This is a genomic window from Streptomyces sp. LaPpAH-108 (genome assembly GCF_000373625.1).
Taxonomy (GTDB): domain Bacteria; phylum Actinomycetota; class Actinomycetes; order Streptomycetales; family Streptomycetaceae; genus Streptomyces.
In genome coordinates, this window is sequence record NZ_KB891996.1 from 414,595 (window position 1) to 437,181 (window position 22,587).

The 22,587-nt window shown below is 71.9% G+C and carries 22 protein-coding genes and 1 tRNA gene; 10 read left to right on the plus strand and 13 right to left on the minus strand.

Going from position 1 to position 22,587, the window contains the following annotated elements; all coding sequences use genetic code 11:
• Positions 1 to 143: 143 nt before the first annotated feature.
• Positions 144 to 464 carry a hypothetical protein gene (locus tag B079_RS35300; protein ID WP_158685048.1) on the plus strand — a complete coding sequence of 107 codons (321 nt, stop codon included), beginning with the start codon at positions 144 to 146 and terminating at the stop codon, positions 462 to 464.
• Between the two features lie 11 nt (positions 465 to 475).
• Positions 476 to 2,059 carry a glycosyl hydrolase gene (locus B079_RS32665; protein ID WP_234016857.1) on the plus strand — a complete coding sequence of 528 codons (1,584 nt, stop codon included), beginning with the start codon at positions 476 to 478 and terminating at the stop codon, positions 2,057 to 2,059.
• Here the strand turns inward: B079_RS32665 and B079_RS0124110 are convergent.
• Entirely contained in the window at positions 2,041 to 4,980 is a 2,940-nt protein-coding gene (locus B079_RS0124110) for an AfsR/SARP family transcriptional regulator (RefSeq protein WP_037801830.1), read from the minus strand. The genes B079_RS32665 and B079_RS0124110 overlap by 19 nt on opposite strands.
• Before the next feature lie 337 nt (positions 4,981 to 5,317).
• Positions 5,318 to 5,391: transfer RNA gene (locus B079_RS0124115), tRNA-Thr, on the minus strand.
• Between the two features lie 215 nt (positions 5,392 to 5,606).
• Here B079_RS0124115 and B079_RS0124120 point away from each other — a divergent pair.
• The 3 genes from B079_RS0124120 to B079_RS0124130 all read left to right on the plus strand — a co-directional run bounded on the left by B079_RS0124120 (position 5,607) and on the right by B079_RS0124130 (position 8,259).
• Positions 5,607 to 6,746: an ABC transporter ATP-binding protein gene (locus B079_RS0124120; RefSeq protein WP_018548415.1), complete on the plus strand. Its 1,140-nt coding sequence runs from the start codon at positions 5,607 to 5,609 to the stop codon at positions 6,744 to 6,746.
• 224 nt (positions 6,747 to 6,970) lie between these two features.
• Positions 6,971 to 7,453: a hypothetical protein gene (locus B079_RS0124125; protein ID WP_018548416.1), complete on the plus strand. Its 483-nt coding sequence runs from the start codon at positions 6,971 to 6,973 to the stop codon at positions 7,451 to 7,453.
• A gap of 71 nt (positions 7,454 to 7,524) precedes the next feature.
• Positions 7,525 to 8,259: a nucleotidyltransferase family protein gene (locus B079_RS0124130; RefSeq protein ID WP_018548417.1), complete on the plus strand. Its 735-nt coding sequence runs from the start codon at positions 7,525 to 7,527 to the stop codon at positions 8,257 to 8,259.
• 86 nt (positions 8,260 to 8,345) lie between these two features.
• Here B079_RS0124130 and B079_RS0124135 read toward each other — a convergent pair whose 3' ends face one another.
• The 7 genes from B079_RS0124135 to B079_RS0124165 all read right to left on the minus strand — a co-directional run bounded on the left by B079_RS0124135 (position 8,346) and on the right by B079_RS0124165 (position 15,162).
• A complete protein-coding gene (locus tag B079_RS0124135; RefSeq protein ID WP_199779963.1) occupies positions 8,346 to 9,998 on the minus strand; it encodes a DoxX family protein in 1,653 nt (550 codons plus the stop codon).
• A gap of 129 nt (positions 9,999 to 10,127) precedes the next feature.
• On the minus strand, positions 10,128 to 11,069 hold the full coding sequence (rlmB, locus tag B079_RS0124140; protein ID WP_018548419.1) for a 23S rRNA (guanosine(2251)-2'-O)-methyltransferase RlmB: 942 nt from the start codon (positions 11,067 to 11,069) through the stop codon (positions 10,128 to 10,130).
• A gap of 86 nt (positions 11,070 to 11,155) precedes the next feature.
• The gene (gene cysS / locus B079_RS0124145) at positions 11,156 to 12,559 is read right to left on the minus strand and encodes a cysteine--tRNA ligase (RefSeq protein ID WP_018548420.1); all 1,404 of its coding nucleotides are present in this window, start codon (positions 12,557 to 12,559) and stop codon (positions 11,156 to 11,158) included.
• 69 nt (positions 12,560 to 12,628) lie between these two features.
• Entirely contained in the window at positions 12,629 to 13,033 is a 405-nt protein-coding gene (locus tag B079_RS0124150) for a PPOX class F420-dependent oxidoreductase (RefSeq protein WP_018548421.1), read from the minus strand.
• A 74-nt stretch (positions 13,034 to 13,107) separates the two neighbouring features.
• Complete coding sequence (gene ispF / locus B079_RS0124155) at positions 13,108 to 13,602, minus strand: 2-C-methyl-D-erythritol 2,4-cyclodiphosphate synthase (RefSeq protein WP_018548422.1); 495 nt, start codon at positions 13,600 to 13,602, stop codon at positions 13,108 to 13,110.
• Complete coding sequence (gene ispD, locus B079_RS0124160; protein ID WP_018548423.1) at positions 13,592 to 14,356, minus strand: 2-C-methyl-D-erythritol 4-phosphate cytidylyltransferase; 765 nt, start codon at positions 14,354 to 14,356, stop codon at positions 13,592 to 13,594. Before ispD ends, ispF begins: the two co-directional genes overlap by 11 nt.
• 323 nt (positions 14,357 to 14,679) lie before the next feature.
• Entirely contained in the window at positions 14,680 to 15,162 is a 483-nt protein-coding gene (locus B079_RS0124165; protein ID WP_003953493.1) for a CarD family transcriptional regulator, read from the minus strand.
• 767 nt (positions 15,163 to 15,929) lie between these two features.
• Here B079_RS0124165 and B079_RS0124170 point away from each other — a divergent pair.
• Positions 15,930 to 16,628, plus strand: coding sequence for a hypothetical protein (locus B079_RS0124170; protein WP_018548424.1), 699 nt, complete (start codon positions 15,930 to 15,932; stop codon positions 16,626 to 16,628).
• Positions 16,629 to 16,711: 83 nt separating this feature from the next.
• Here B079_RS0124170 and B079_RS0124175 read toward each other — a convergent pair whose 3' ends face one another.
• Both B079_RS0124175 and B079_RS0124180 read right to left on the minus strand, forming a co-directional pair.
• A complete protein-coding gene (locus tag B079_RS0124175; RefSeq protein WP_018548425.1) occupies positions 16,712 to 17,392 on the minus strand; it encodes a response regulator transcription factor in 681 nt (226 codons plus the stop codon).
• Positions 17,389 to 18,684 (minus strand): sensor histidine kinase, encoded by a 1,296-nt coding sequence (locus B079_RS0124180; RefSeq protein WP_018548426.1) that lies wholly within the window; start codon positions 18,682 to 18,684, stop codon positions 17,389 to 17,391. The genes B079_RS0124175 and B079_RS0124180 overlap by 4 nt, the downstream gene beginning before the upstream one ends.
• Positions 18,685 to 18,945: 261 nt before the next feature.
• Here B079_RS0124180 and phoU point away from each other — a divergent pair, with 261 nt between their 5' ends.
• On the plus strand, positions 18,946 to 19,638 hold the full coding sequence (gene phoU / locus B079_RS0124185; RefSeq protein ID WP_018548427.1) for a phosphate signaling complex protein PhoU: 693 nt from the start codon (positions 18,946 to 18,948) through the stop codon (positions 19,636 to 19,638).
• A 230-nt stretch (positions 19,639 to 19,868) separates the two neighbouring features.
• A complete protein-coding gene (locus B079_RS35585) occupies positions 19,869 to 20,021 on the plus strand; it encodes a hypothetical protein (protein ID WP_199779964.1) in 153 nt (50 codons plus the stop codon).
• An 83-nt stretch (positions 20,022 to 20,104) separates the two neighbouring features.
• Here B079_RS35585 and B079_RS32670 read toward each other — a convergent pair whose 3' ends face one another.
• Positions 20,105 to 20,377, minus strand: coding sequence for an NUDIX domain-containing protein (locus B079_RS32670; RefSeq protein WP_018548428.1), 273 nt, complete (start codon positions 20,375 to 20,377; stop codon positions 20,105 to 20,107).
• 87 nt (positions 20,378 to 20,464) lie between these two features.
• Here B079_RS32670 and B079_RS35305 point away from each other — a divergent pair, with 87 nt between their 5' ends.
• Entirely contained in the window at positions 20,465 to 20,938 is a 474-nt protein-coding gene (locus B079_RS35305; RefSeq protein ID WP_026249031.1) for a hypothetical protein, read from the plus strand.
• Positions 20,938 to 21,666, plus strand: a complete 729-nt coding sequence (locus B079_RS0124200) for a hypothetical protein (RefSeq protein WP_018548430.1) — start codon at positions 20,938 to 20,940, stop codon at positions 21,664 to 21,666. Before B079_RS35305 ends, B079_RS0124200 begins: the two co-directional genes overlap by 1 nt.
• Before the next feature lie 100 nt (positions 21,667 to 21,766).
• Here B079_RS0124200 and B079_RS0124205 read toward each other — a convergent pair whose 3' ends face one another.
• Positions 21,767 to 22,528, minus strand: coding sequence for a phosphoglyceromutase (locus tag B079_RS0124205; RefSeq protein WP_018548431.1), 762 nt, complete (start codon positions 22,526 to 22,528; stop codon positions 21,767 to 21,769).
• Positions 22,529 to 22,587: the final 59 nt, after the last annotated feature.

A 22,587-nucleotide genomic window follows, 5' to 3' on the forward strand; every position in this document is an offset into this window, starting at 1 on the left:
CCAGAAGCGCGCGCTGTGGGGGCGGCGTCGGGAGATCGCCTGACGGCCGTGGGCCGCGTTCGGCTGAACCGCTGACTGTCCCGTAGCCGTTGTGCGGGCACGGTCGGCGTCGACAGGCCGGCCGTCGAGTCCAGGAGGTCACCGTGCCCACACCGCTGATCACGTCACCGGAACAGCCCGGCCCACCCGAGTCACCCGGTCCGCCCGGCCCGTCCCGCCGTGACCGGCTCGGGCCGCGCGGGCTGCTGAGCCGGTGCAGGGCCGTGCCGGACGCGGACGCGGCCCCCGTCCGGCAGGCGCCGCAGGAGCACCCGGCCGACGGCGCTCCGGAGCCTCCCGGCGCTCCCCTGCCGCCCGCCCTGCTGTCGCTGCCCGCGGGTTTTGAGCCGAAGCGTGACCTGGCCGTCTCCGCCGTGCCCGCGGAGGCGACGTCCGGTCGCCGATGCGGCGAGAGCGCGACCTGAAAGGGGATGTCATGCGCAGACGTTCACTCCTGCTGATCCTGTTGCTGGTCGTCGTCGGCGCGGCGGCCACGAGTTCGGTGATCCTGGGTCGGCAGACCGGTGTCACCCACCTCGACGGGGCACCGGCCGCGGACGTGAGCACCGCGGAGCACACCGTGACCTTGCAGAACAGGACCTCCGGCCGCGTCTGGATCGGCAGCAACGTCAACGCGGACGGCTCAGCCGCGCTGACCGGGCTTCCGGCCCTCGACCCCGGGCAGTCCGCCACCCTCACCGTCCCCGAGCGGGAGGGCGCCGGGCACTGGCGCGGCACGTTCTTCGCCCGGCAGGGATGCTCGGGCCAGGACGGCACCACCTTCCACTGCGCGGTCGGCGACTGCGGCCCCTACGCCGACCACTGCACCACCGGTCAACAGCCCACCAGCCTGGCCGAGTTCAACTTCGATCCGGCCGACTCGCTCGCGCCCTGGTACGACGTCAGCTACGTCGACGCCGTATCGGCCGCCGTCACCATCACCCCGAACGACGTGACACCGCCCGGGACGGGCGAGTGCGCGGTGGCGGGCTGCGCCGTCGATCTGCTGGCGTCCTGCCCGGCCGACGACCTGGTGAAGGACCAGGCCACGGGCAAGCCGCTGGTGTGCGTCAACCCCGACCGGGACGCCAAGACCCCCTACAGCGACGCGGTCAACGCCACGTGCCCCACCGCGTACGCCTGGTCGAAGCAGGACGCGGAGCCCGGGAACCGGACCATGTACCAGTGCACCAAGTGCACCGGTCTGACCGTCACCTTCAACGGCTCCGGCGACGCGGCCCCCGCACCGGCGGCCTCGTCCGGCTCCGGTGGCGGCGGTACCTCGCAGGCCGCGGACCACCGCAAGGGCATCAGTCTCAACCCGGTCGACGGCGCCTCCCAGGCCCTGGCCGACTCCGGCGCGTCCTGGTACTTCAACTGGGCCTCGTCCACCGGCGCCGTCACCCGGCCGGACGGCGTCGAGTACGTCCCGATGATCTGGGGCCCCGGCTCCGTGACCGACGAGGAGCTGGGTAAGGCCGGGCAAGAGGGCACCGAACTCCTCGGCTTCAACGAACCCGACTCGGCCACCCAGTCGGACATGTCGCCCGAACAGGCCCTGGATCTCTGGCCCAGGCTGGAGAACACCGGTCTGCGCCTGGGCGCCCCGGCGGTCTCCCACGACGCCGACGTGCCGGGCGGCTGGCTCGACCGCTTCATGCGGGGAGCCGAGCAGCGCGGCCTGCGCGTCGACTTCATCCCCCTGCACTGGTACGGCGCCGACTTCGGCCCGGACGCCGCCGCCCAGCTGCGCGACTACATCCAGCGGGTCCACGACCGCTACCACAAGCCGATCTGGCTCACCGAGTACGGCCTGACCGACTTCTCCCAGGGCAGCCCCCGTTACCCCGACCAGCGGCAGGAGACCGACTTCATCACGTCCTCGACGCGGATGCTGGACGGTCTGGACTTCGTGGAGCGCTACGCCTGGTTCACGCTGTCCACGCGGACCAGCCCGACCGGTCTGTACGACGGCACGACCGCGAACGCCGCAGGCCGGGCCTACCGCGAGGCGGGCTGAAGGGAGCGCAGTTTTCCCTCGATCTTCGCGGCGTCCGGGTGACCGGACTCCGCGAAGATCGCCAGGGCTTGGCGCCAGCTGCCGTCGGCCGCCTCGGGATCGCCCGAGGCCAGCTGGACGTCGCCCAGGTGGCCCAGGGTGTGGCCCTCCCCCCACCGGTTGCCGATGTCCCGGTGGGTGGTGAGGGCCCGCGTGTAGTACTCGACCGCGCGGTCATGGGCGCCCAACCGGTGGTGGACGGTGCCGAGCACGTCGAGCGTGACGCCCTCGACCCATCGGTTGCCTCCGGCGCGCAGCACGGTCAGGGCCTGCTCCAGGCAGGCGACAGCGTCGTCGAACCGCCCGAGCCGCTGGTAGGCGTCGCCCAGATTGCTCAGGGAGAGCCCTTCGCCCCAGCTGCTGCCGACGGCCCGGCCGAGGGCAAGGCCGCGGCGGCTGTACACCGCGGCCTTGGCGAACTGTCCGGCGTGGAGGTAGGCGTCGCCCAGGTTGCCGACGGCCCGCAGCCTGCCCCGCACGTCGCCGAGTTCCCGGAAGACGGTCATCGCCCGGAGGTAGTGGTCGATGGCCTCGTCGTAGCGGTTCGCGCAGCGCAGTGCCGAGGCGGTGTCCATGAGAGCCTGTGCCTCACCGGGGCGGTCGTGGGCGGCGCGGGCGGCGGACAGGCCGGTGCGGGCGGCGCCGTACCAGTCGTCCAGGTGGCCGCGGAGGTGGAAGAACCCCCACAGAGCGGCGGGCAGTCGCCAGGCGATGGTGGACTTCCCGGACTCGGCGGCCTGGTGGACCGCGGCGACGAGGTTGGCTCGTTCGGTCTCGCACCAGTTCACGGCCTGGTCGTGGGTGGTGAACGTCAGGGGCTTGCAGGAGGGCGGCGGCGGTGCCAGGGCGATCCGGTGGCGGTCGGGGGTGATGTGCGGGTGGGTGGCGTCCGCGGTGTGCAGGTACCAGGACAGCAGCCGCTCCACCGCCAGGTCACGCTCCTGGGGTGTCTCCTCGGCGTGGGCGCGCTCGGTGGCGTAGACGCGCAGCAGGTCGTGCAGCGTGTAGCGGCCGGGAAAGTGCTCGGTGAGCAGATGGGCGCGGGTCAGCTCCGCGAGCAGGCCGCGCGTCTCGCGCGGGGGGAGCCCGGCGAGAGCGGCCGTGGCGGGCGCGGAGAGGTCCGGGCCGCGGTGCAGTCCCAGCAGTCTGAACAGCCGCGCGGCCGGTGCGGAAAGAAGCTCGTACGACGAGGCGAAGACGGTCCGTACGTCGATGGTGACGTCGTCCCCGGCGAAGGCGTCGAGGTTCTCGGGGCTGTCGCGCAGTTCGTCGGCGATGGCGCCGAGCGGGAAGCCGGGGTGGGTGGCGGCGCGGGCGGCGACCACGGCGAGGGCCAGCGGCAGCAGGGCGCACCGGGCGACGATCTCGTCCACCGCCGCCGGGTCCTCCGCCAGCCGGTCGGCGCCGAGCCTGCGCGCCAGGAACTCGTGCGCCTCGGCGGGCGTCAGCTGGCTCAGGGTCAGCGGCTGTGCCCCCTCGCCGACGACCAGGCCGGTGAGCTGGTTGCGGCTGGTGACGATGACGAGGCAGCCCGGGCAGCCGGGCAGCAGCGGGCGGACCTGCTCGCTGTCACGGGCGTTGTCGAGGAGGATCAGCACCCGCCGCTTGGCCAGCATGCTGCGGTAGAGCGCGGTCTGGGCCTCGAGTCCGGAGGGGAGCTGCTGCGGGGGAACCCCGAGGGCGTCGAGCAGGATGCGTATGGCCTCCTGCGGCGGCATGACCGACCCGGTCGGGTCGAAGCCGCGCAGATTGACGAAAAGCTGTCCATCGGGGAAGTGCTCGGCGACCCGGTGGGCCAGGTGCACCGCCAGGGTCGTCTTGCCGACACCGGCCATGCCGCTGATCGCGCTGATCACCAGGGTGGGGAGGGCACCTCCGTCGAGGGGAAACAGGCCGCGGGCCCACTCCAGTTCGGCATTTCGTCCGGTGAACACGGCCAGTTCACCGGGGAGTTGAGCGATCCGAGGAGGGTCCGCCCGGACGGCGGGTTCCGGGGCGGCGTCGCTCCGGGCCGCGCCCGAAGTGCTCGCGGCCGTGCCGGTCATGGCGGTCGTGGTGCCGGGGGCGGCGGCCTCCTCGGTACGGTGCCGGGGCCGGAGATCCAGGCTCCGGTCGGTCGCCAGGATGCGGGTGTGCAGGTCCCGCAGGGCCGCACCGGGTTCGACTCCCAGCTCGCTCACCAGCGTGGTGCGCGTCCCGCGGTACGCCGCCAGCGCTTCGGCCTGCCGCCCGGAGCGGTAGAGCGCCAGCATCAGCAGGCGGCACAGTTCCTCCCGCAGCGGGTGCTCATCCGTCAGCGCCATCAGCTCCGCGATCGCCTGCCCGTGCCGGCCGAGCCGGACGTCCAGGTCCAGGCGCCGCTCCAGGGCGTTCAGCCGCTCCTCGGCCAGCCGTGAGCGTTCGGCCTCGGCCAGGGGGCCGGGCAGACCGGCCAGCGCCATGCCCTGCCACCCGTCGAGGGCTTCGTGCAGCAGGTCCGCGGCGGCCGACTCGTCACCGGAGGCGGCGGCCTCGGCCGCGTCCCGGACCCTTCGTTCGAACTCGGCGAGGTCCAGGGCGGTTTCAGGTATCCGGATCGTGTATCCGTCCCCGACCGACACGATCGTGCGCGGTGGGTCGGCGGGGTCGCGGTCGGGCTCCAGCACCTTGCGCAGCCGGGAGACGTACGTACGCAGGACCGACACGGCGGCCGTCGGCGGCTCCAGGCCCCAGACGGCATCGACCAGCTCGGCGAGAGTGACGGCCCGCTTCCGGCGCAGCAACAGCGCGGCCAGCACGACGCGTTGCTGCGGCGAACCCAGCCCCAGCTCACGGTCCCCGCACCAGGCCCGGACCGGCCCCAGCACGGAGAAACGTAAAGCGTTCCAGTTCGCTGTGTTCATCTTGCGGACTGTAGCGACGCCCCCGCCCCGGCGGGGTCCACGCATCGAACTGTTGTCTACCGGCTACCGCCACGACACGAGAGCCCGCCGTCACGGCAGGAGGCATGGCAGATCCGCTGCCGAGCACCGCCAGCGGCACGACGACGAGAACGGCCGCACCGGGCGCCACCGACCCGACGACCAGGGGATGGATCACGGCACGCTCGCCGCACGTCTGTCCACCGGTTGTCCACCGGTGGCAGTCATGGTGCCCCGGGAGAGGCGCCCCCTCGCCACGGAATGGCCTCGGAAAGCACAAAGGCCCAGGTCAGACGGTGTCTGTCCTGGGCCTCGCCAGAGCCCCCTGTCGGATTCGAACCGACGACCTACGCATTACAAGTGCGTTGCTCTGGCCAGCTGAGCTAAGGAGGCGGGACGGGCGCTCGGGGCGCTCGTGCCTGTGAAGTGTACCCATCCGGTGGGGCGGGGCCGGGGGAAATTCGCTGGAAGTGACGGGGGCCGGGGTACTGACAGGACGCGGGGGCGGCAGGTACGGTCCGAGGCAGTTCACCCAGGTGGACTACGTCAACCACCTTCCTACAACGGATCGTCCGGCACGTTCCTGCCGGTAGAAGGGGGCCTCCAGCATGGCCACTGTCACGTTCGACAAGGCGACCCGGATCTACCCGGGCTCCACCAAGCCCGCCGTCGACGCGCTCGAGATCGCGATCGAGGACGGGGAATTCCTCGTCCTGGTCGGCCCGTCCGGCTGCGGCAAGTCCACCTCGCTCCGCATGCTCGCGGGGCTCGAGGACGTCAACGGCGGCGCCATCCGCATCGGCGACCGCGACGTCACGCACCTGCCGCCCAAGGACCGGGACATCGCGATGGTGTTCCAGAACTACGCGCTCTACCCGCACATGACGGTGGCCGACAACATGGGCTTCGCGCTCAAGATCGCCGGTGTCAACAAGGCGGAGATCCGGGCCAAGGTCGAAGAGGCCGCCAAGATCCTCGACCTCACCGAGTACCTGGACCGCAAGCCCAAGGCCCTCTCCGGCGGTCAGCGCCAGCGCGTCGCCATGGGCCGCGCGATCGTCCGCGAGCCGCAGGTCTTCCTCATGGACGAGCCGCTGTCCAACCTGGACGCCAAGCTCCGCGTCTCCACCCGCACCCAGATCGCCTCCCTCCAGCGCCGCCTCGGCATCACCACGGTCTACGTCACCCACGACCAGGTCGAGGCCATGACCATGGGCGACCGGGTGGCCGTGCTCAAGGACGGCCTGCTCCAGCAGGTGGACACCCCGCGCAACATGTACGACCGCCCCGCCAACCTCTTCGTCGCCGGTTTCATCGGCTCCCCCGCCATGAACCTGGTCGAGGTCCCGATCACCGACGGCGGCGTGAAGTTCGGCAACAGCGTGGTCCCGGTCAGCCGCGAGGCGCTGACGGCCGCCGCCGACAAGGGCGACACCACCGTCACCGTCGGCGTCCGCCCCGAGCACTTCGACGTGGTCGAGCTGGGCGGCGGCGAGGCGGCGAAGTCCCTCTCCAAGGACTCCGCCGACGCCCCGGCCGGTCTCGCCGTCTCGGTGAACGTCGTCGAGGAGCTGGGCGCCGACGGGTACGTCTACGGCGCCGTCGAGGTCGGCGGCGAGGTCAAGGACCTCGTCGTCCGCGTGAACGGCCGCCAGGTGCCCGAGAAGGGCTCCACCCTCCACGTCGTCCCGCGCCCCGGCGAGATCCACGTCTTCTCCAGCTCCACCGGCGAGCGCCTCTCCGACTGACACACCGGCACACCGACGGCACCGAAAGAGAGCATCACAGGAGAGGGGTCCTTCGGGGCCCCTCTCCCCGTTCCCGGCCCCCGTCCACCCCGCCCGAAAAACCCCGGCACAGCGACCATTCCGGGCCCCGGCGTCAACCCCCTACCCACAAAGCGGCACCACTTCATCCCCCATAAGGGTGACTAAATGTCGCCAAATCATTACCGGGCGCTACCCTCACTCGCGTGAAGCACTCCACCACCTCTCAGACGCGCCGCGGCCACCGGGGCGGACCCGCCCGCCGGGCCGGCCGCACGCTCGCCCTCGTCCTGCCCGTCGTCCTGGTGCTCTCCGGAACCCTCGCGGTCACCCGGGTCAACTGGACGGGAAGCCCCGCCAGCTCGGTGCTCACCGCGTCGGACGTCACCGCGGCGGAGATCTCCGGCAAGGCGCCCGCCGCCCGCCCGGCCGCGCACAAGGCCGCCCCCGAGGACGCGCTGCGCGACCGTCTGATGGGCGAGCTGCAGCACAAGAACCCCGGCGTGGTCCTCACCCACCTCCAGCAGGCGGTCAACGGCCGCCCCGGGCTCGCCGCGCACTGCTCCGACATCGCCCGCGCCCTCGGCAAGGCCGCCGTCCGCATCTACGGCGCCTCCCGCGCCCAGTCGTACGCCCGCCCCGTCTGCGACACGTCCTTCGCCTCCGGCGTCCTGACCGCGCGCGGCTGAGCCGGGACCGGCCCGGGCCGACGCGCGGTCGGCTCCCGCCCCCCGCCGGGGCGCCACGTACAGTTCGGGGCATGAGCCACCCGAGCGCCGCGTCGCGCCCCACTCAAGCCGTCGTCCTGGCCGGTGGCCAGGGCTCGCGGCTGCGCCCCTACACCGACGACCGGCCCAAGCCGATGGTCGAGATCCCCGGCACGGGCACCCCGATCATCGGCCACCAGCTGACCTGGCTGGCCGAGGAGGGCGTCACCGACGTGGTGGTCTCCTGCGGCCATCTCGCCGAGGTCCTGGAGAAGTGGCTGGCCACCGCCGACCTGCCGCTGTCCGTCAGCACGGTCGTCGAGACGGAACCCCTCGGCCGCGGCGGCGGTCTGAAGTACGCCGCCGCGCACCTCCCGCACCCCGACCGGCCCTGGTACGCCACCAACGGCGACATCTGGACCCGCTTCTCGCTGCGGGACATGGCCGACTTCCACACCGAGCGGGACGCGGTGGCCACCCTCGCGCTCGCCCGGCCGCGGCTGCCCTGGGGCGCGGTGAAGACCGACGGGTTCGGGCACATCACCGACTTCATCGAGGCGCCGCCCTCCACCGTCGAGATCAACGCGGGCGTCTACGTCTTCTCCCCCGAGTTCCACGATCTGCTGCCCGAGCGCGGCGACCACGAGCGGACCACCTTCCCCCGCCTCGCCCGTGAGCGCAGGCTCGCCGGGTTCCCGCTCCCGCAGGGCGCCTACTGGCGGGCCATCGACACCGCCAAGGACCTCACCGAGGCCGCCAAGGAGCTGAACGGCCAGCGCGGCGCCTGAGGCCCCCGCACACCGAACCCCACGCATACGACAGGGCCCGTACCGATCGCACGGTACGGGCCCCTGTCGTGCGTCCTGACAGCCACTCAGTCGCCGAACAGGCCGCCCACCAGGCCCGGTTCCCCGGTGGAGGTGCCGCCCGTGGCCGGGTCGGCGCCCGAGGGTGCCGAGTCGGTGCCGCCGGTCGCGGTGCCGCCGGTGCTCGTCGGGCCCGCCGAGGTGCTGGGGGCGCCGCCGCCGCTCGTGGCGGGCGCGGTGCGGCTGGGCGGGGCCTGGCCCGTGGTGCCCTGGGTCTGGCTGGGCGCCGCGGTGGTGGCCCCGGTGGTGCGTCCGGCGGAGGGCGCGACGGCCGACGGGCTCGCCCCGGCCGTGGCACCGCCCGTGGGCGCGCCGCTCGCGGACGGCGTGGCGGAGTGCCGCGTGCCGGGTTCCCGCGGCAGGGACGAGCCCGGCAGGTTGTTGCGCGGGGCCTCGCCGGGCCCGGGGACGACCACCCGGCTGGAGGCGCGCACCGCGCCGCCGAGCACGGAGCCGATGAGCAGCGTGAGGCCGATGATGACGGCCGTGATGAGCGCGCCCCGGCGCAGCACGTAACGGCGCAGGTCCCAGATGTCGGCGCGCGGGCCGAGCGTGCGCCAGGCGCCCGCCGCGAGGCGGCCGTCCACGGAGTAGACGGGGGCGCCCGCGATGATCAGCGGGGACCAGGCGGCGAGGTAGATGATGTCCGGCGCGTCGTAGGCCGGGACGGTCTTCCAGCTGACCGTGACGATCAGCGCGGCGGACAGCAGCGCGCCCACCACGGCCGCGACCCGCTGCCAGCAGCCCAGGATCGTCAGCACGCCGACGATGACCTGGAGGAAGGCGATCACCAGCCCGGAGCCCACCGGGTGGTGCAGCGCGAACTGGCGCAGCGGCTCGGCCACGTCCCACGGGTGCAGGGTGTTGAGCCACTTGACCATGGAGCCGCGCTCGCCGCCGTCGAAGTAGACGGGGTCGCAGAGCTTGCCCATGCCCGCGTAGATGGAGATGAAGCCGAGGAAGACGCGCAGCGGGAGCAGGACGACGCCGAGGTTGAGGCGGCGCCCGGGGTAGTAGGCGTGCCGGGCGGCGTCGTCGCCGTGGCGCCGGGAGGCGCGCGAGGGCGGGGGCTCGGCGGAGTCGTCGTACGCCTCGAACTCGCCGCTGTCGTACGCCGGTTCGTCGTAGGCGCTGCCTCCGCCGCGCAGCGGGGGCAGCAGCGGGCCTTCGTCGGGGGAGGTGCGCTGGTGGCCGAGGACGGGGGTCTCGACGGTGGCGTCGAGACGGTCGTAGCCGTCGTAGCCGTCACCGGGGGCGGCGCCGACGCGCGGGATGACCTGGGTGGCCCCGGCCGGTTCGTCGGGGTGGCGGACGCTGCTGCCCCGGACGGCCTGGAGCAGCCGGTGGGCGCCGGTGTCACCGGGCGCGGACCGACCGGTCCAGACGACGGGACGGCGGCGCCCCGCTCCGGCCCGGGCCGCCGTACCCACGGACGCGGACGAGAGGTGCGAGGGGGTCTGAACGGTGCCCGGCTGCCGGGCGATCCGGGCGGATTGGTTGCGCCTGGCCGCCGCGCCCAGCTGCACGCGGAAGCTGGCGTGGTTGACGATGACCTGCGCCGGATCGCTCGGCACCTTCACCATGCTCAGCGCGGGAACGTCGTCGAAGCCCGACGAGCGGTCCCCCGTGGGTGTGCGGGGTGTTCTGGTGTCCACACTCATCTAACCGAGTGATGCGGAGTTAGGACACTGCCCCGACGCGGCCCGATGTGTCCGGGCCGCGTCAAAGTCGTCCTGAACTCCGGGTGGACCCCGGAATTACCGCATCCGGGTGAATTCCCGCACGCGCGTTCAGGCGCGGCGGCGGGACGCCTCGTACAGCACGATGCCGGCCGCGACACCGGCGTTCAGGGACTCGGCGCCGCCCGGCATCGGGATGCGCACCCGGACGTCGCAGGTCTCACCGACCAGCCGGGACAGGCCCTTGCCCTCGCTGCCGACCACGACGACGACCGGACCGCCCAGCGCCGCCACGTCACCCAGCTCGGCCTCGCCGTCGGCGGCCAGGCCGACGACCGTGATCCCGGCCTTCTTGTACTGCTCCAGGACCCGCGTCAGGTTGGTGGCGCGGGCCACCGGCGTACGGGCGGCCGTACCGGCGGAGGTCTTCCAGGCACCGGCGGTCATCCCGGCCGAGCGGCGCTCGGGCACGACCACGCCGTGCCCGCCGAAGGCGGAGACGGAGCGGACGACGGCGCCCAGGTTGCGCGGGTCGGTGACGCCGTCGAGCGCGACGATCAGCGGGTCCTCGCCGTTGTCGTAGGCGGACGCGGTGAGGTCCTCGGGGTGCGCGTACTCGTACGGCGGGACCTGGAGGACGAGGCCCTGGTGGTTCAGGCCGTTGGTCATGCGGTCCAGCTCGGGACGCGGGGCCTCCATCAGGTTGATGTTGCCGCGCTCGGTGGCGAGCTGGATGGCCTCGCGGACCCGCTCGTCGTTGTCGATGAACTGCTGGACGTAGAGCGTGTTGGCGGGCACGCCCTCGCGCAGCGCCTCGAACACCGGGTTGCGGCCGACCACCAGCTCGGAGGAGGACTTCCCGCCGCCTCGGCGCGGCTGCGGGCGGGCGCCCTGGGCGCGGCGGGCCTTGGCGGCGGCGGCGCGCTGCTTGACGTGGCCCTTGCGCATCTCGGCGGGCGGGGTGGGGCCCTTGCCCTCGAGGCCGCGGCGCCGCTGGCCGCCGCTGCCGACCTGTGCACCCTTCTTGCCGGACATGCGGCGGTTGTTCGCCATGAGTTACCCGTCTCCGTGAGCTTTTCGTACGTATGTATGCAGTGTGCCGCCCGGAGGGCCGGGCGGCACAGTCGATCAAGCAGGGGTCAGCGGGCGCCGAGGCTCCAGCGCGGACCCTGGGGGCTGTCCTCGACGACGAGCCCGGACTGGCCGAGCTGGTCGCGGATGGCGTCGGCGGTGGCCCAGTCCTTGCGGGCGCGGGCCGACTCGCGCTGGTCGAGGACGAGCCGGACCAGGCTGTCCACCACACCGTGCAGGTCTTCGCCGCGCTCGCCGCCCTCTCCGGCCCACTGGGGGTCCAGCGGGTCGAGACCGAGCACGCCGAGCATGGCGCGGACCTCGGCGAGGCGGGCGACGGCGCCCTCCTTGTCGTCGGCGGCCAGCGCGCTGTTGCCCTGGCGGACCGTGGTGTGCACGACGGCGAGCGCCTGCGGGACGCCCAGGTCGTCGTCCATGGCCTCGGCGAAGGCGGGCGGCACCTCGGCGGCCGGTTCGACCGTGCCCCCGGCCTTCTCCAGGACGCGCTGCACGAAGCCCTCAATGCGCGCGAACGCGGTCTCGGCGTCGCGCAGCGACTCCTCGCTGTACTCGATCATCGAGCGGTAGTGCGGGGTGCCGAGGTAGTAGCGCAGCACGATCGGGCGCCACTGCTTGACCATCTCGGAGACCAGCACGCTGTTGCCCAGCGACTTGGACATCTTGTCGCCCGCCATGGTGACCCAGGCGTTGTGCACCCAGTACCGCGCGAACTCGTCGCCGTACGCCTTGGCCTGGGCGATCTCGTTCTCGTGGTGCGGGAAGATCAGGTCCAGGCCGCCGCCGTGGATGTCGAAGACCGGGCCGAGGTACTTGTGCGCCATGGCCGAGCACTCCAGGTGCCAGCCGGGACGCCCGGGGCCCCACGGGGTCGGCCAGCTCGGCTCGCCGGGCTTGACCGCCTTCCACAGGGCGAAGTCGCGCGGGTCGCGCTTGCCGGTCTCGCCCTCGCCCGCGGGCTGGAGCAGGTTGTCCAGCTCCTGGCGGGACAGCTCCAGGTAGTCGGGGAAGGACCGCACGTCGAAGTAGACGTTGCCGTCGGCCGCGTAGGCGTGGCCGCGCTCGATGAGGCCCTGCATCATCTCGGTCATCTCGGTGATGTGGCCGGTGGCGCGGGGCTCGTAGCTGGGCGGCAGGCAGCCGAGGGCGGTGTACGCGTCGTTGAAGGCGCGCTCGTTCTCGTACCCGATCGACCACCAGGGGCGCTTCTGCTCGTGGGCCTTGTTGATGATCTTGTCGTCGATGTCCGTGACGTTGCGGATGAACGTCACGTCGTAGCCGCGGTACGCGAACCAGCGGCGCATGATGTCGAAGTTCAGGCCCGAGCGGATGTGCCCGATGTGGGGGGCCGCCTGCACGGTCGCGCCACACAGGTAGATCGAGACACAGCCCGGCTTGACCGGGGTGAAGTCGCGGATCTGCCGGGCGCTGGTGTCGTACAGGCGAATAGTCACGCCCCCAGGGTAGTGGGCACATTGCCATGCAATGCGCCCGCACCGGGAAACAGGCGCCTCGGACCTTCCTCAGAGGCTGCCGACCACCTTGCGCGGGGTGATCCGGACGACGACCCGCTCGGCGTCCTGGGCGGCGGCCGGGTTGAAGTCGGCGTACTTCTTGCCGGTGTACTTCTTCGACAGCTCGTCGATCAGTTCCTGGCCGCCGTCGGTGGTCATCTCGGCGGTGCCCCGGATCTCGGCGTACTCGTAGGGGCGCTCGGGGTCCATGACCACGACGGACACGTGCGGGTCGCGGTCCAGGTTCTTCTTCTTGCGCCGGTCGACGGTGGTGGAGAAGAGCACGTCGTCGCCGTCCCGCTTCACCCATACCGGCGACAGCTGGGGGCTGCCGTCGGGCTGGACGGTTCCGACGACGATGAAGACGGGACCGTCCAGCACGGACTTGAGCCGGTCTGACAGGGCGGCGGACATGGGTACCTCCTGGGTCGGCGATGACTCTGCGGGTACCCTCGCACGCCCTCGGCTCCCCCGCACGACGGCGGCGGTCAGCCCACGCGTACGACGAGCGCGGTCGCGACCGCCATCAGCCCTTCCTCGCGGCCGGGGAAGCCGAGCCCGTCGGTGGTGGCGCCGGAGACCGAGACCGGGGCCCCGACGGCGGCGGACAGGATCTGCTGCGCCTCGTCCCGCCGCTTGCCGATCTTCGGGCGCGGTCCTACGACCTGGACGGCGACGTTCCCGACGGCGAACCCCGCCTCGCGCACGATCCGGGCCGCCTCGGTGAGCAGCGCGACCCCGGAGGCACCGGCCCACTCGGGCCGCCCGGTGCCGAAGTGCTGACCGAGGTCACCGAGACCGGCGGCGGAGAAGAGCGCGTTGCAGGCGGCGTGCGCGACGACGTCCGCGTCCGAGTGTCCGGCCAGGCCCGGTCCCGCGTCCTCCCACTTCAGGCCCGCGCACCACAGCTCGCGGCCCTCCTCGAAGGCGTGGATGTCGGTGCCGATGCCGACCTGGGGCAGCGCCGGGATCTCAGAAGCCATCGTTGAGCCTCCTGCGGTTGAGGACCGCCTCCGCGAGGACGAGGTCGAGGGGACGGGTGACCTTGAACGCCTCTTCATGGCCGGGGACGGTCACGACGCGCGCGCCCAGCCGTTCGACCATGCTCGCGTCGTCGGTGACGTCCTCGGTGACGCTCTCGTGGGCGCGCATCAGCGTGGCCCGGTCGAAGCCCTGCGGGGTCTGCACGGCACGCAGCCGGGCCCGCTCGGGCGTGCCGAGCACCGGCTCGGGCGCGCCGGGCACGGCCGCGGGCTCGACCTCCTTGACGGTGTCGGCCAGCGGCAGGGCCGGGACCACGGCGGGCGCGCCGCCGCGCACCGCCTCCACGACCGCGTCCACGGTGTCCACCGGGACCAGCGGGCGGGCCGCGTCGTGCACGAGGACGACGTCGTACTCCGGCGGCAGCGCGTCGAGGCCGAGCCGGACGGACTCCTGGCGGCTCTCCCCGCCGGGGACGACCAGGAAGTCGGTCCACTGGGGCAGCTCGTGCGCCTCGAGCAGCGACTTGACCTCGGCGGCGCCGTCCGGCGGGGCCACGACGACGACCAGGGAGACGGACCGGGAGGCGGCCAGGGCGCGGACCGCGTGGATCAGCATCGGCGTGCCGTTCAGCGCGCGCAGCGCCTTGGGGGCGCCCGGACCGAGGCGTACGCCCCGCCCGGCGGCCGGGATCACGGCGGCGACACGGCTCCCGGAAGGGGACTCGGCGGGGGCGGGACGCGATTCGTCAGACATCGGTTCCTGTCAGGTTTGTGTGCTCGTCCTGGGTGGGTATGGCCTGGAGGAGTGCCGGGCGGGACGCCTTGACCGGACCCTTCCGTGACCCTGGTCGAGCCATCGCCCGGACCCGGCACACCAGTATCGGGGGTTCTCCGAGACATACGGCGGGGTCCGCACGGGGGTGTGGCGGCGGGAGGGTACGAAAACGCCGCAGCACCCGCGACAGGATCAGTGTCGTCGGGCACCGCGGCATCGTGGCTGTGCCTGGCGCGCCCACTCGTGAGCGGCGGCTCAGGAGTGCGCGCGTCGGAAGCAGACAGGGGGCTGCCTGCCGGACGTCAGGAGGCGAGTACCTCGTCGAGCAGCGCCTCGGCCTTGTCCTCGTTCGTGTTCTCCGCGAGCGCCAGCTCGCTCACCAGGATCTGGCGGGCCTTGGCGAGCATGCGCTTCTCACCGGCGGAGAGTCCGCGCTCGCGCTCGCGACGCCACAGGTCACGCACGACTTCCGCGACCTTGATGACATCGCCGGAGGCGAGCTTCTCCAGATTTGCCTTGTAACGACGCGACCAGTTCGTGGGCTCCTCGGCATACGGCGCGCGCAGCACCTCGAAGACCCGGTCCAGCCCGTCCTGACCGACCACATCACGCACGCCGACGAACTCCGCATTGTCCGCTGGCACACGTACCGTCAGGTCACCCTGGGCGACCTTCAGCACCAAGTAGGTCTTGTCCACGCCTTTGATCTGGCGAGTTTCGATGGCCTCGATCAGCGCGGCCCCGTGATGGGGATAGACCACGGTGTCGCCAACCTTGAACGTCATGTGACAGGTACCCCTTCCGTGGCTATCCAGGGTAACACGGATACGGCGTCTTCTGAATGGCGTTTTCGCAGGTCAGGGCATATCTCGGGGCTTGACAACAGCGACCGGAACGTGCTGCGGGCCACCTGCGGAACCGGGAATTCGCAGGTCGGAGCGGCTCTGTGGGTGGCATGAAACGCGTACGTCACACACTCCTCAGACCCACTCCGAGTGGACGAATGTCCCGGTTTGCCCACCCTCAAGCGTACGACTTCCGGTGCTCCGTTCGATGGCGAGGGGCCGGTACGAGACGAATCCGGAATTGATCACAGGGGGCCGGACGGGCGGTGGATCAGTGACGGATGTTGCCGATGATGATGAAGCGGATGAAGAGACGGATGGGGCCTTGGATGATCCGCGATGATCCGAAGGATCACCCGGAACGCTCAATGCCGTCCGGCAATACAGCACGTCAATAGCGGCCGGTCAAACAAGTGGCTCAATCACGTGGCTCAATCCTGGTCAATCACGCGGGTCAATCGGCCGGCGGAAATCTGGGGCACCGCATTCCTTCACCGGAAATTCGCGCGGCGTGTCGCGGCTGGTCGGCGTGGCCGGGCGGCGGTCACGGAGGGCCGTTCCACTCGTCCACCCGGAGGGACGCCGGGACCTTGGGGAGGGTCGGGTGCGGCCGTCCGGGAACGGCTCGGTAGCCTAAGCCCGCTGACTGATACTTAGGGCGGCTTTACAAAGAAGGCCGTCCGTGCGTTCAAGGAGTTGCCGCCGCCGTGAGCAGCAGCCTTCGACGCGGCGCCCTCGCCGCCTCCGCCATCGCCTTCCCGCTGGCCATGCTCGCCGCCTGCGGTGCCGGCAACGACGCCCAGACCCTGGAGATCAGGCCCGACAACGCGGCGACCAGCGTCGGCACCATCAAGGTCCAGAACGCCCTGGTGATCACGCAGCCCGACGCCAAGGCCACGGGCCCCCTCGCCATCTCCGCGACGCTCTTCAACTCCGGCAAGGACGCCCAGACCCTCCAGTCGATCACCGTCCCCGGGGCGAACGACAGCGTCCAGCTCAAGCCCGCCAAGGGCCAGAGCCTGACCGTCCCGGCCCACGGCTCGCTGGTCATCGGCGGCAAGAACAACGCCTCCGCCATGCTCGCGAGCGGCGGCGAGGTCGTCCGCAACGGCAACGCGCAGAAGGTGACCTTCACCTTCAGCCAGACCGGCGCGGTCAGCCTGCGGGCCTTCGTGGTCCCGGCCACCAGCTACTTCACCAAGTGGGGCCCGAGCGAGATCCCGTCGGCCCCGGCCGCCGCCTCCTCCCCGTCCTCCTCGGCCTCCGAGTCGGCCCCGGCCTCCGCCGAGCCGGGCAGCGCGGCCTCCGCGAGCGGACAGCCGGGCACGGACGACAAGGCTTCCGGACAGCCCGCGCACGGCGTGACCCCCAGCGACTCCGCCTCGCAGTCGGCCGCCGGTCACTGAGCATCCGTGAACGGTGAAGGGCGGCACCCCGGTTCCCCGGGGTGCCGCCCTTCACCGTGCGCACCCGTAAGCCGCCGGACGGTTTACGGCTCGAACTTGTAGCCCAGGCCGCGCACCGTCACCAGGAAGCGCGGCGCGCCCGGGTCCGGCTCGATCTTGGCGCGCAGACGCTTGACGTGGACGTCGAGGGTCTTGGTGTCGCCCACGTAGTCGGCGCCCCAGACCCGGTCGATCAGCTGCATGCGGGTGAGCACCCGGCCCGCGTTGCGCAGCAGCATCTCCAGCAGGTCGAACTCCTTCAGCGGGAGGTCGACCTTGGCGCCGCCGACGGTCACCACGTGCCGGTCCACGTCCATGCGGACCGGCCCGGCCTCCAGCGCGGCCGGGGTGACCTCCTCCGGCTCGCCGCGCCTGCGCAGCACCGCGCGGATACGGGCGACCAGCTCGCGCGAGGAGAAGGGCTTGGTCACATAGTCGTCGGCCCCTATCTCCAGGCCGACGACCTTGTCGATCTCACTGTCCTTGGCGGTCACCATGATCACCGGGACGTTGGAGCGGCCACGCAGCTGGCGGCACACCTCCGTGCCGGGCAGCCCCGGCAGCATCAGGTCGAGCAGGACGAGGTCGGCGCCGTTGCGCTCGAACTCCTCCAGTCCGTCGGGGCCGGTCGCCGCCACGGCGACCTCGAAGCCCTCCTTGCGGAGCATGTACGACAGGGCGTCGGAGAAGGACTCCTCGTCCTCGACGACGAGCACTCGGGTCACGGAAGGACCTCCGGGGCGGGAAGCGGTTCGTAAGGGGATGAGTCGCCTGGCCCGTCCTCGTCGTCGAGGCCGGGGTGGTGGGCCGCACGGGCGCGGGCGGCGCCCGCCTCCGGCAGTCGCAGGGTGAAGGTGGAGCCCTGGCCCTCGGCGCTCCAGACCGAGACCTCGCCGCCGTGCGAGGCGACCACGTGCTTGACGATCGCGAGCCCGAGGCCGGTGCCTCCGGTGGCGCGCGAGCGGGCCGGGTCGACGCGGTAGAAGCGCTCGAAGATGCGCTCCTTGTCCTTGTCGGAGATGCCGATGCCCTGGTCGGTGACGGCCAGCTCGATGAGGTCGCCGCCGGGTGCGGCGACCCGGCGGGCGGCTATGCCGACGCGGGTACGGGCCGGGGAGTAGTTGACGGCGTTCTCGACCAGGTTGCCGAGGGCCGCGGCGAGCTGGCCGCGGTTGCCCCAGACCCGCAGTTCGGTACCGGCGCGGCGACCGCCGCCCTCGGCGGCGGGGCGCTCGGGGCCCTGGATCGCGGCGGCCATGGTGATCTGCTTCGTACCGGCCTGGTGGCGGCAGCGGTCGACGGCCTCGGCGACCAGCTCGTCCACGCGGACCGGCTCGGCGTCCTCCAGCGGGTCGTCGTTCTGCACCCGGGAGAGGTCGATCAGCTCCTGGACCAGGTTGGTCAGCCGGGTCGCCTCGATCTGCATCCGGCCCGCGAAGCGCTGGACCGCCTCGGGATCGTCGGAGGCGTCCATGACGGCCTCGGAGAGCAGGGAGAGGGCGCCGGTGGGGGTCTTCAGCTCGTGGCTCACGTTGGCCACGAAGTCGCGTCGTACCGCCTCGATGCGGCGGGCCTCGGTCAGGTCCTCGACCAGCAGCAGGACAAGGCGGGAGCCCAGCGGGGCGACGCGCGCCGAGACCGCCAGGGCCTCGCCGCGCCCGGTGCCGCGCCGGGGCAGGTCCAGCTCCACCTGGCGTATCTCGCCGTCGCGCCGGGTGTCCCGGGCCATCTGGAGCATCGGCTCGACCGCGAGCTTGCCGCCCCGGACCAGGCCGAGGGCGTACGCGGCCGAGCTGGCCTTGACCACCGCGTCCGCCTCGTCCAGCACGACCGCCGAGGAGCGCAGCACCGACAGCACGGTGTCCACGCCGGGCGGCAGCACCGCGTCGGTGTGCAGCGAGGTCCGGGTGGGCCGCTTCTGGTCGCGCTCGCTCCAGCGGAACGCCAGCACGGCGATGACGCCGGTGAGCACCCCGGCGATCGCCGCCGCTGCGGCGACCGCCGCGTTCACGTCCATGTGACCAGGTTAGGCATGGGGTACGACATGCCCACAGCCACCGGAGTGCGACCTCGGACACTCGTCGCCCAGAGTTCACCTTCAGGCCAGTGGACGTTCACGCCGGGTGGCGGAAACGGACGCGTACGGGGCGGAACGTGGGAGCGTGGGGCGGTGTGGGCGTGGGTCCGCGCGGGTGGGGCCCCGGCTGCTGTCCGTAGGTGTATGTCTGTATACGCATGGTCGTATGCGTATGTTCGTCTGTGCGAGGAGAGGGAACCGATGCGGGACGCGTACCACGAGGAACTGGACTCGATCGGCGACGGTCTGGTGGAGATGGCCCGGCTGGTCGGCTCGGCGATCGGGCGCGCCACCACCGCCATCCTGGACGCCGATCTCAAGCTGGCCGAGAGCGTGATCGAGGCCGACCAGAAGGTCGACGAACTCCAGCACGACCTGGAGGCCCGGGCGATAGCCCTGCTGGCCCGCCAGCAGCCGGTGGCCACCGATCTGCGCATCGTCGTCACGTCGCTGCGCATGTCCGCCGACCTGGAGCGCTCGGGCGACCTCGCCCAGCACGTGGCCAAGCTGGCCCGGCTGCGCTTCCCGGAGCGGGCGGTCCCGCAGTATCTGCACGCGACCATCCTGGAGATGGGCCAGCTCGCGCAGCGCCTCATGGCGAAGGCGGCGGAGGTCATCATCACCAAGGACGTCGACCTCGCGCTCCAGCTGGAGCAGGACGACGACGAGATGGACCTCCTCCACCGCACCCTCTTCCAGCACCTGATCGACGACCGCTGGAAGCACGGCATCGAGACGGCGGTCGACGTCACGCTGCTCGGCCGCTACTACGAGCGGTACGCGGACCACGCGGTGGCCGTCGCCAAGCGGGTGGTGTACCTGGTGACGGGTGAGCACGCGGACGAGATCCAGCAGCAGGACGTGCCTCCGGCGGTGGGCGGGGAGCAGGGCTGAGGGGGCCGGGGGCTGCCGGCGGTTGCTGACGGAACCTCCCCTACGTGACACGGGAGTTGCGCGCGGGCCGGGCGGGGCGCGGTGGACCGCCTTGCCTGTGCCGGGACTTGCCCGGGGGCGTGCGAACGCCCCCATGCGCCCTGAATGCGCCGTTGATACCCCGTAGGGACGGCCCTGGAATGGGGCATGGAACGGTCGGGGGCACCTGGCCCCCGTGTCGAGGAGGACCCATGCCCGAATCCCCCACCACACCCGACCCCACCCAGCCCCAGGAAACCGACCAGCCCGCCAACCCCCTTTCCCTCCCCCTGATCGCCGCCTGCGGCTGCGGCTCGGGCTGCGGCTGCGGCTGCCAGTCAGGGGCGCCTTGCCAGTGCGGCTGAGGAGGTACGGGCGGTGAGGGGCCCGGCCCTTGTGAGGGCGGGGCCTTCTCACCTGCCTGTACGGCATGTCTTCCGCAGCCCTGCTAGGCGGCGGGCATTCCGTTGCCCTTGAGCAGCGGCAGCACGTGATCCTCGGCGGCAGGGTGGGGAGTTGAGCTGAGCCCTGCGGTGAACACGGTCAGCCGCAGGGGGACGCCCTCCAGCACGGCGACGGATTCGACGTGCGCCAACACCCGCGCGTCCACGGGCCGTACGCCCAGCTCCTCGTCCAACTCCCGTACCAGTAGCTCGATGTCGGTCTCCCCGGCGTCGGGCTTCCCACCGGGGGCGGCGACGGCCTCACCCTTCGGGCGCACGTCCTAGGGGCGGCGGCCTCGGCGTGTGGGGGTTTCCTGGGGAAGATCCAGGAGGACGTAGACGCCCCGTTCCCTCTGGAGTGCCCCTTGCGCGCGAAGTCCCTCGCCCTGGTGAGTCTTGTGGCGGCCCTGGTCGGTGGTTTCTCCTCGGCCCCTCCGGCCTGGGCCGACGAGCCAGGACCTGCTGGGTCGGCCAGCGCTCGGAGCGGGTCGGTCGACGGGTTCCTGACCGGGGGTGACTCCGTGCACTACTCCAGCACGCCGCCGCCGACCATCTCGGCCCACGGCTGGTGGCTCGACAGGAACAGCGGGGGCCACAAGGCGAGGGTCACGGTGGAACTCCAGGTCCTGGACCGAGGCGTTCACTGGCGGACCGTGGCCAAGGGCTCCAAGGTCGTCAAGCAGGGCGGCGGCAGCTCGCGTCGCGCGAACGCCCGTAAGACGTGTGAGGGCAGCGCGCGGACCAAGTGGCGCAGCAGGGTCGACGTCGACATCATCGGAGTCGCCGATTCGCCGAACAAGCTGACCACCCCGGCCAAGACGTTCCGCTGCGCGGCCTGATGGACGAGGCGAGCGAGAACGCGGCGGAGGACGACGGCAGTCGCACCATGACCGTCGAGATCCGGGGCGTGCTGCGGCGGCACCCGTGGGTCGGGCAGGTCAGTGTGGATCATGATCTGGACGAGGACGTGTACAGCCTGGCCGTGAAGCGGGCGGCGGCGTACGGCTGGAGTTCCGCGTACCTGGGTCCGGCGCTCGGGGGGCGGCGCTGGGAGCATGCGGGGGCGGGTGGGGACTGGTCTCAGGACGGGGCGGTGAGGCAGCTGGGGCGGCTGACGGTCTATCCCGCCGTGGATCTTTCGGGTCAGCGCCTTCCCGTACTTCCCATGACCCAGGTACTGGTGGACGCCCTGGGGCGGGTCGGTGAGGTGCGGTTCACCGGTCTGGGGTCGCGTGTCCCCGTGGGCCTGGCTCCCGACTCGGGTTTCGATCTGCGGGGTGATGCGGACTGGTTCGCGCTCTCCGACCCTGCGGCCAGGACGGACATCGCGGTGAGCGTTTCCCCGCAGTCGGCCGTCGGCGCCGAGCAACTCGCCGTCGAAGTCGCCCGGTTGTCCCAAGGACACGTACGCCTCAGCCCGTCGTCCGGCCCCCTCACCCTCCAGGGCACCGCCCCCGAGTGGACTCCCCAGGCGGCAGCCTGGATCACGGAGATCGTGATCGACGTCCTCCGGGCGAAGGGCGTTCGTACGGACGCGGAGATCACGGTCGCCCTGCCGACCGAGTGACCCCGGCCACGCACCACGCCGTCGGCCGAGGGACGGAAAAGCCGAAGGCCCCCTTCCCGTCGGACGAGGAAAGGGAGCCCCGGAACAGCCGAGGGCGGCGTTACTTCTTCTTGCCCTGGTTCTTCACGGCCTCGATGGCAGCCGCAGCCGCCTCCGGGTCCAGGTACTTCCCGCCCGGCGTCACCGGCTTGAAGTCGGCGTCCAGCTCGTAGTACAGCGGGATGCCCGTCGGGATGTTCAGGCCCGCGATGTCCTCGTCGGAGATGCCGTCCAGGTGCTTGACCAGGGCGCGGAGGCTGTTGCCGTGGGCGGCGACCAGGACCGTGTTGCCGTCGAGGAGGTCGGGGACGATGTTGTCGTACCAGTAGGGAAGCATCCGGACGACGACGTCCTTGAGGCACTCCGTCTGGGGGCGCAGCTCGGGGGGGAGGTCGGCGTAGCGGGCGTCGTTGAACTGGGAGTACTCCGCGTCGCGCGGGAGCGGCGGCGGCGGGGTGTCGTACGAGCGGCGCCAGAGCATGAACTGGTCCTCGCCGAACTCGGCCAGCGTCTCCGCCTTGTTCTTGCCCTGGAGCGCGCCGTAGTGCCGCTCGTTCAGGCGCCAGCTGCGGTGGACCGGGATCCAGTGGCGGTCCGCGGCCTCCAGCGACAGCTGGGCCGTGCGGATCGCGCGCTTCTGGAGCGACGTGTGGACCACGTCGGGCAGCAGGCCGGCGTCCTTCAGCAGCTCACCGCCGCGGACCGCCTCCTTCTCGCCCTTCTCGTTGAGGTTGACGTCCACCCAGCCGGTGAACAGGTTCTTCGCGTTCCACTCGCTCTCGCCGTGGCGGAGGAGGATCAGCTTGTACGGTGCGTCGGCCATGGGTCAGAGCGTAATCCACCTCCCGAACGGCCGTCCCGGCTGCCCACGGCGCCGCCGTT

Bases quoted from the DNA above. Each gene is read 5' to 3' on its own strand.
- B079_RS32665 (WP_234016857.1), top strand. From the start codon at position 476: ATGCGCAGACGTTCACTCCTGCTGATCCTGTTGCTGGTCGTCGTCGGC.
- B079_RS0124110 (WP_037801830.1), bottom strand. From the start codon at position 4,980: ATGAACACAGCGAACTGGAACGCTTTACGTTTCTCCGTGCTGGGGCCG.
- B079_RS0124120 (WP_018548415.1), top strand. From the start codon at position 5,607: ATGGCCACTGTCACGTTCGACAAGGCGACCCGGATCTACCCGGGCTCC.
- B079_RS0124130 (WP_018548417.1), top strand. From the start codon at position 7,525: ATGAGCCACCCGAGCGCCGCGTCGCGCCCCACTCAAGCCGTCGTCCTG.
- B079_RS0124135 (WP_199779963.1), bottom strand. From the start codon at position 9,998: ATGAGTGTGGACACCAGAACACCCCGCACACCCACGGGGGACCGCTCG.
- rlmB (WP_018548419.1), bottom strand. From the start codon at position 11,069: ATGGCGAACAACCGCCGCATGTCCGGCAAGAAGGGTGCACAGGTCGGC.
- B079_RS0124150 (WP_018548421.1), bottom strand. From the start codon at position 13,033: ATGTCCGCCGCCCTGTCAGACCGGCTCAAGTCCGTGCTGGACGGTCCC.
- ispF (WP_018548422.1), bottom strand. From the start codon at position 13,602: ATGGCTTCTGAGATCCCGGCGCTGCCCCAGGTCGGCATCGGCACCGAC.
- ispD (WP_018548423.1), bottom strand. From the start codon at position 14,356: ATGTCTGACGAATCGCGTCCCGCCCCCGCCGAGTCCCCTTCCGGGAGC.
- B079_RS0124165 (WP_003953493.1), bottom strand. From the start codon at position 15,162: ATGACGTTCAAGGTTGGCGACACCGTGGTCTATCCCCATCACGGGGCC.
- B079_RS0124180 (WP_018548426.1), bottom strand. From the start codon at position 18,684: ATGGACGTGAACGCGGCGGTCGCCGCAGCGGCGGCGATCGCCGGGGTG.
- phoU (WP_018548427.1), top strand. From the start codon at position 18,946: ATGCGGGACGCGTACCACGAGGAACTGGACTCGATCGGCGACGGTCTG.
- B079_RS35585 (WP_199779964.1), top strand. From the start codon at position 19,869: ATGCCCGAATCCCCCACCACACCCGACCCCACCCAGCCCCAGGAAACC.
- B079_RS0124200 (WP_018548430.1), top strand. From the start codon at position 20,938: ATGGACGAGGCGAGCGAGAACGCGGCGGAGGACGACGGCAGTCGCACC.
- B079_RS0124205 (WP_018548431.1), bottom strand. From the start codon at position 22,528: ATGGCCGACGCACCGTACAAGCTGATCCTCCTCCGCCACGGCGAGAGC.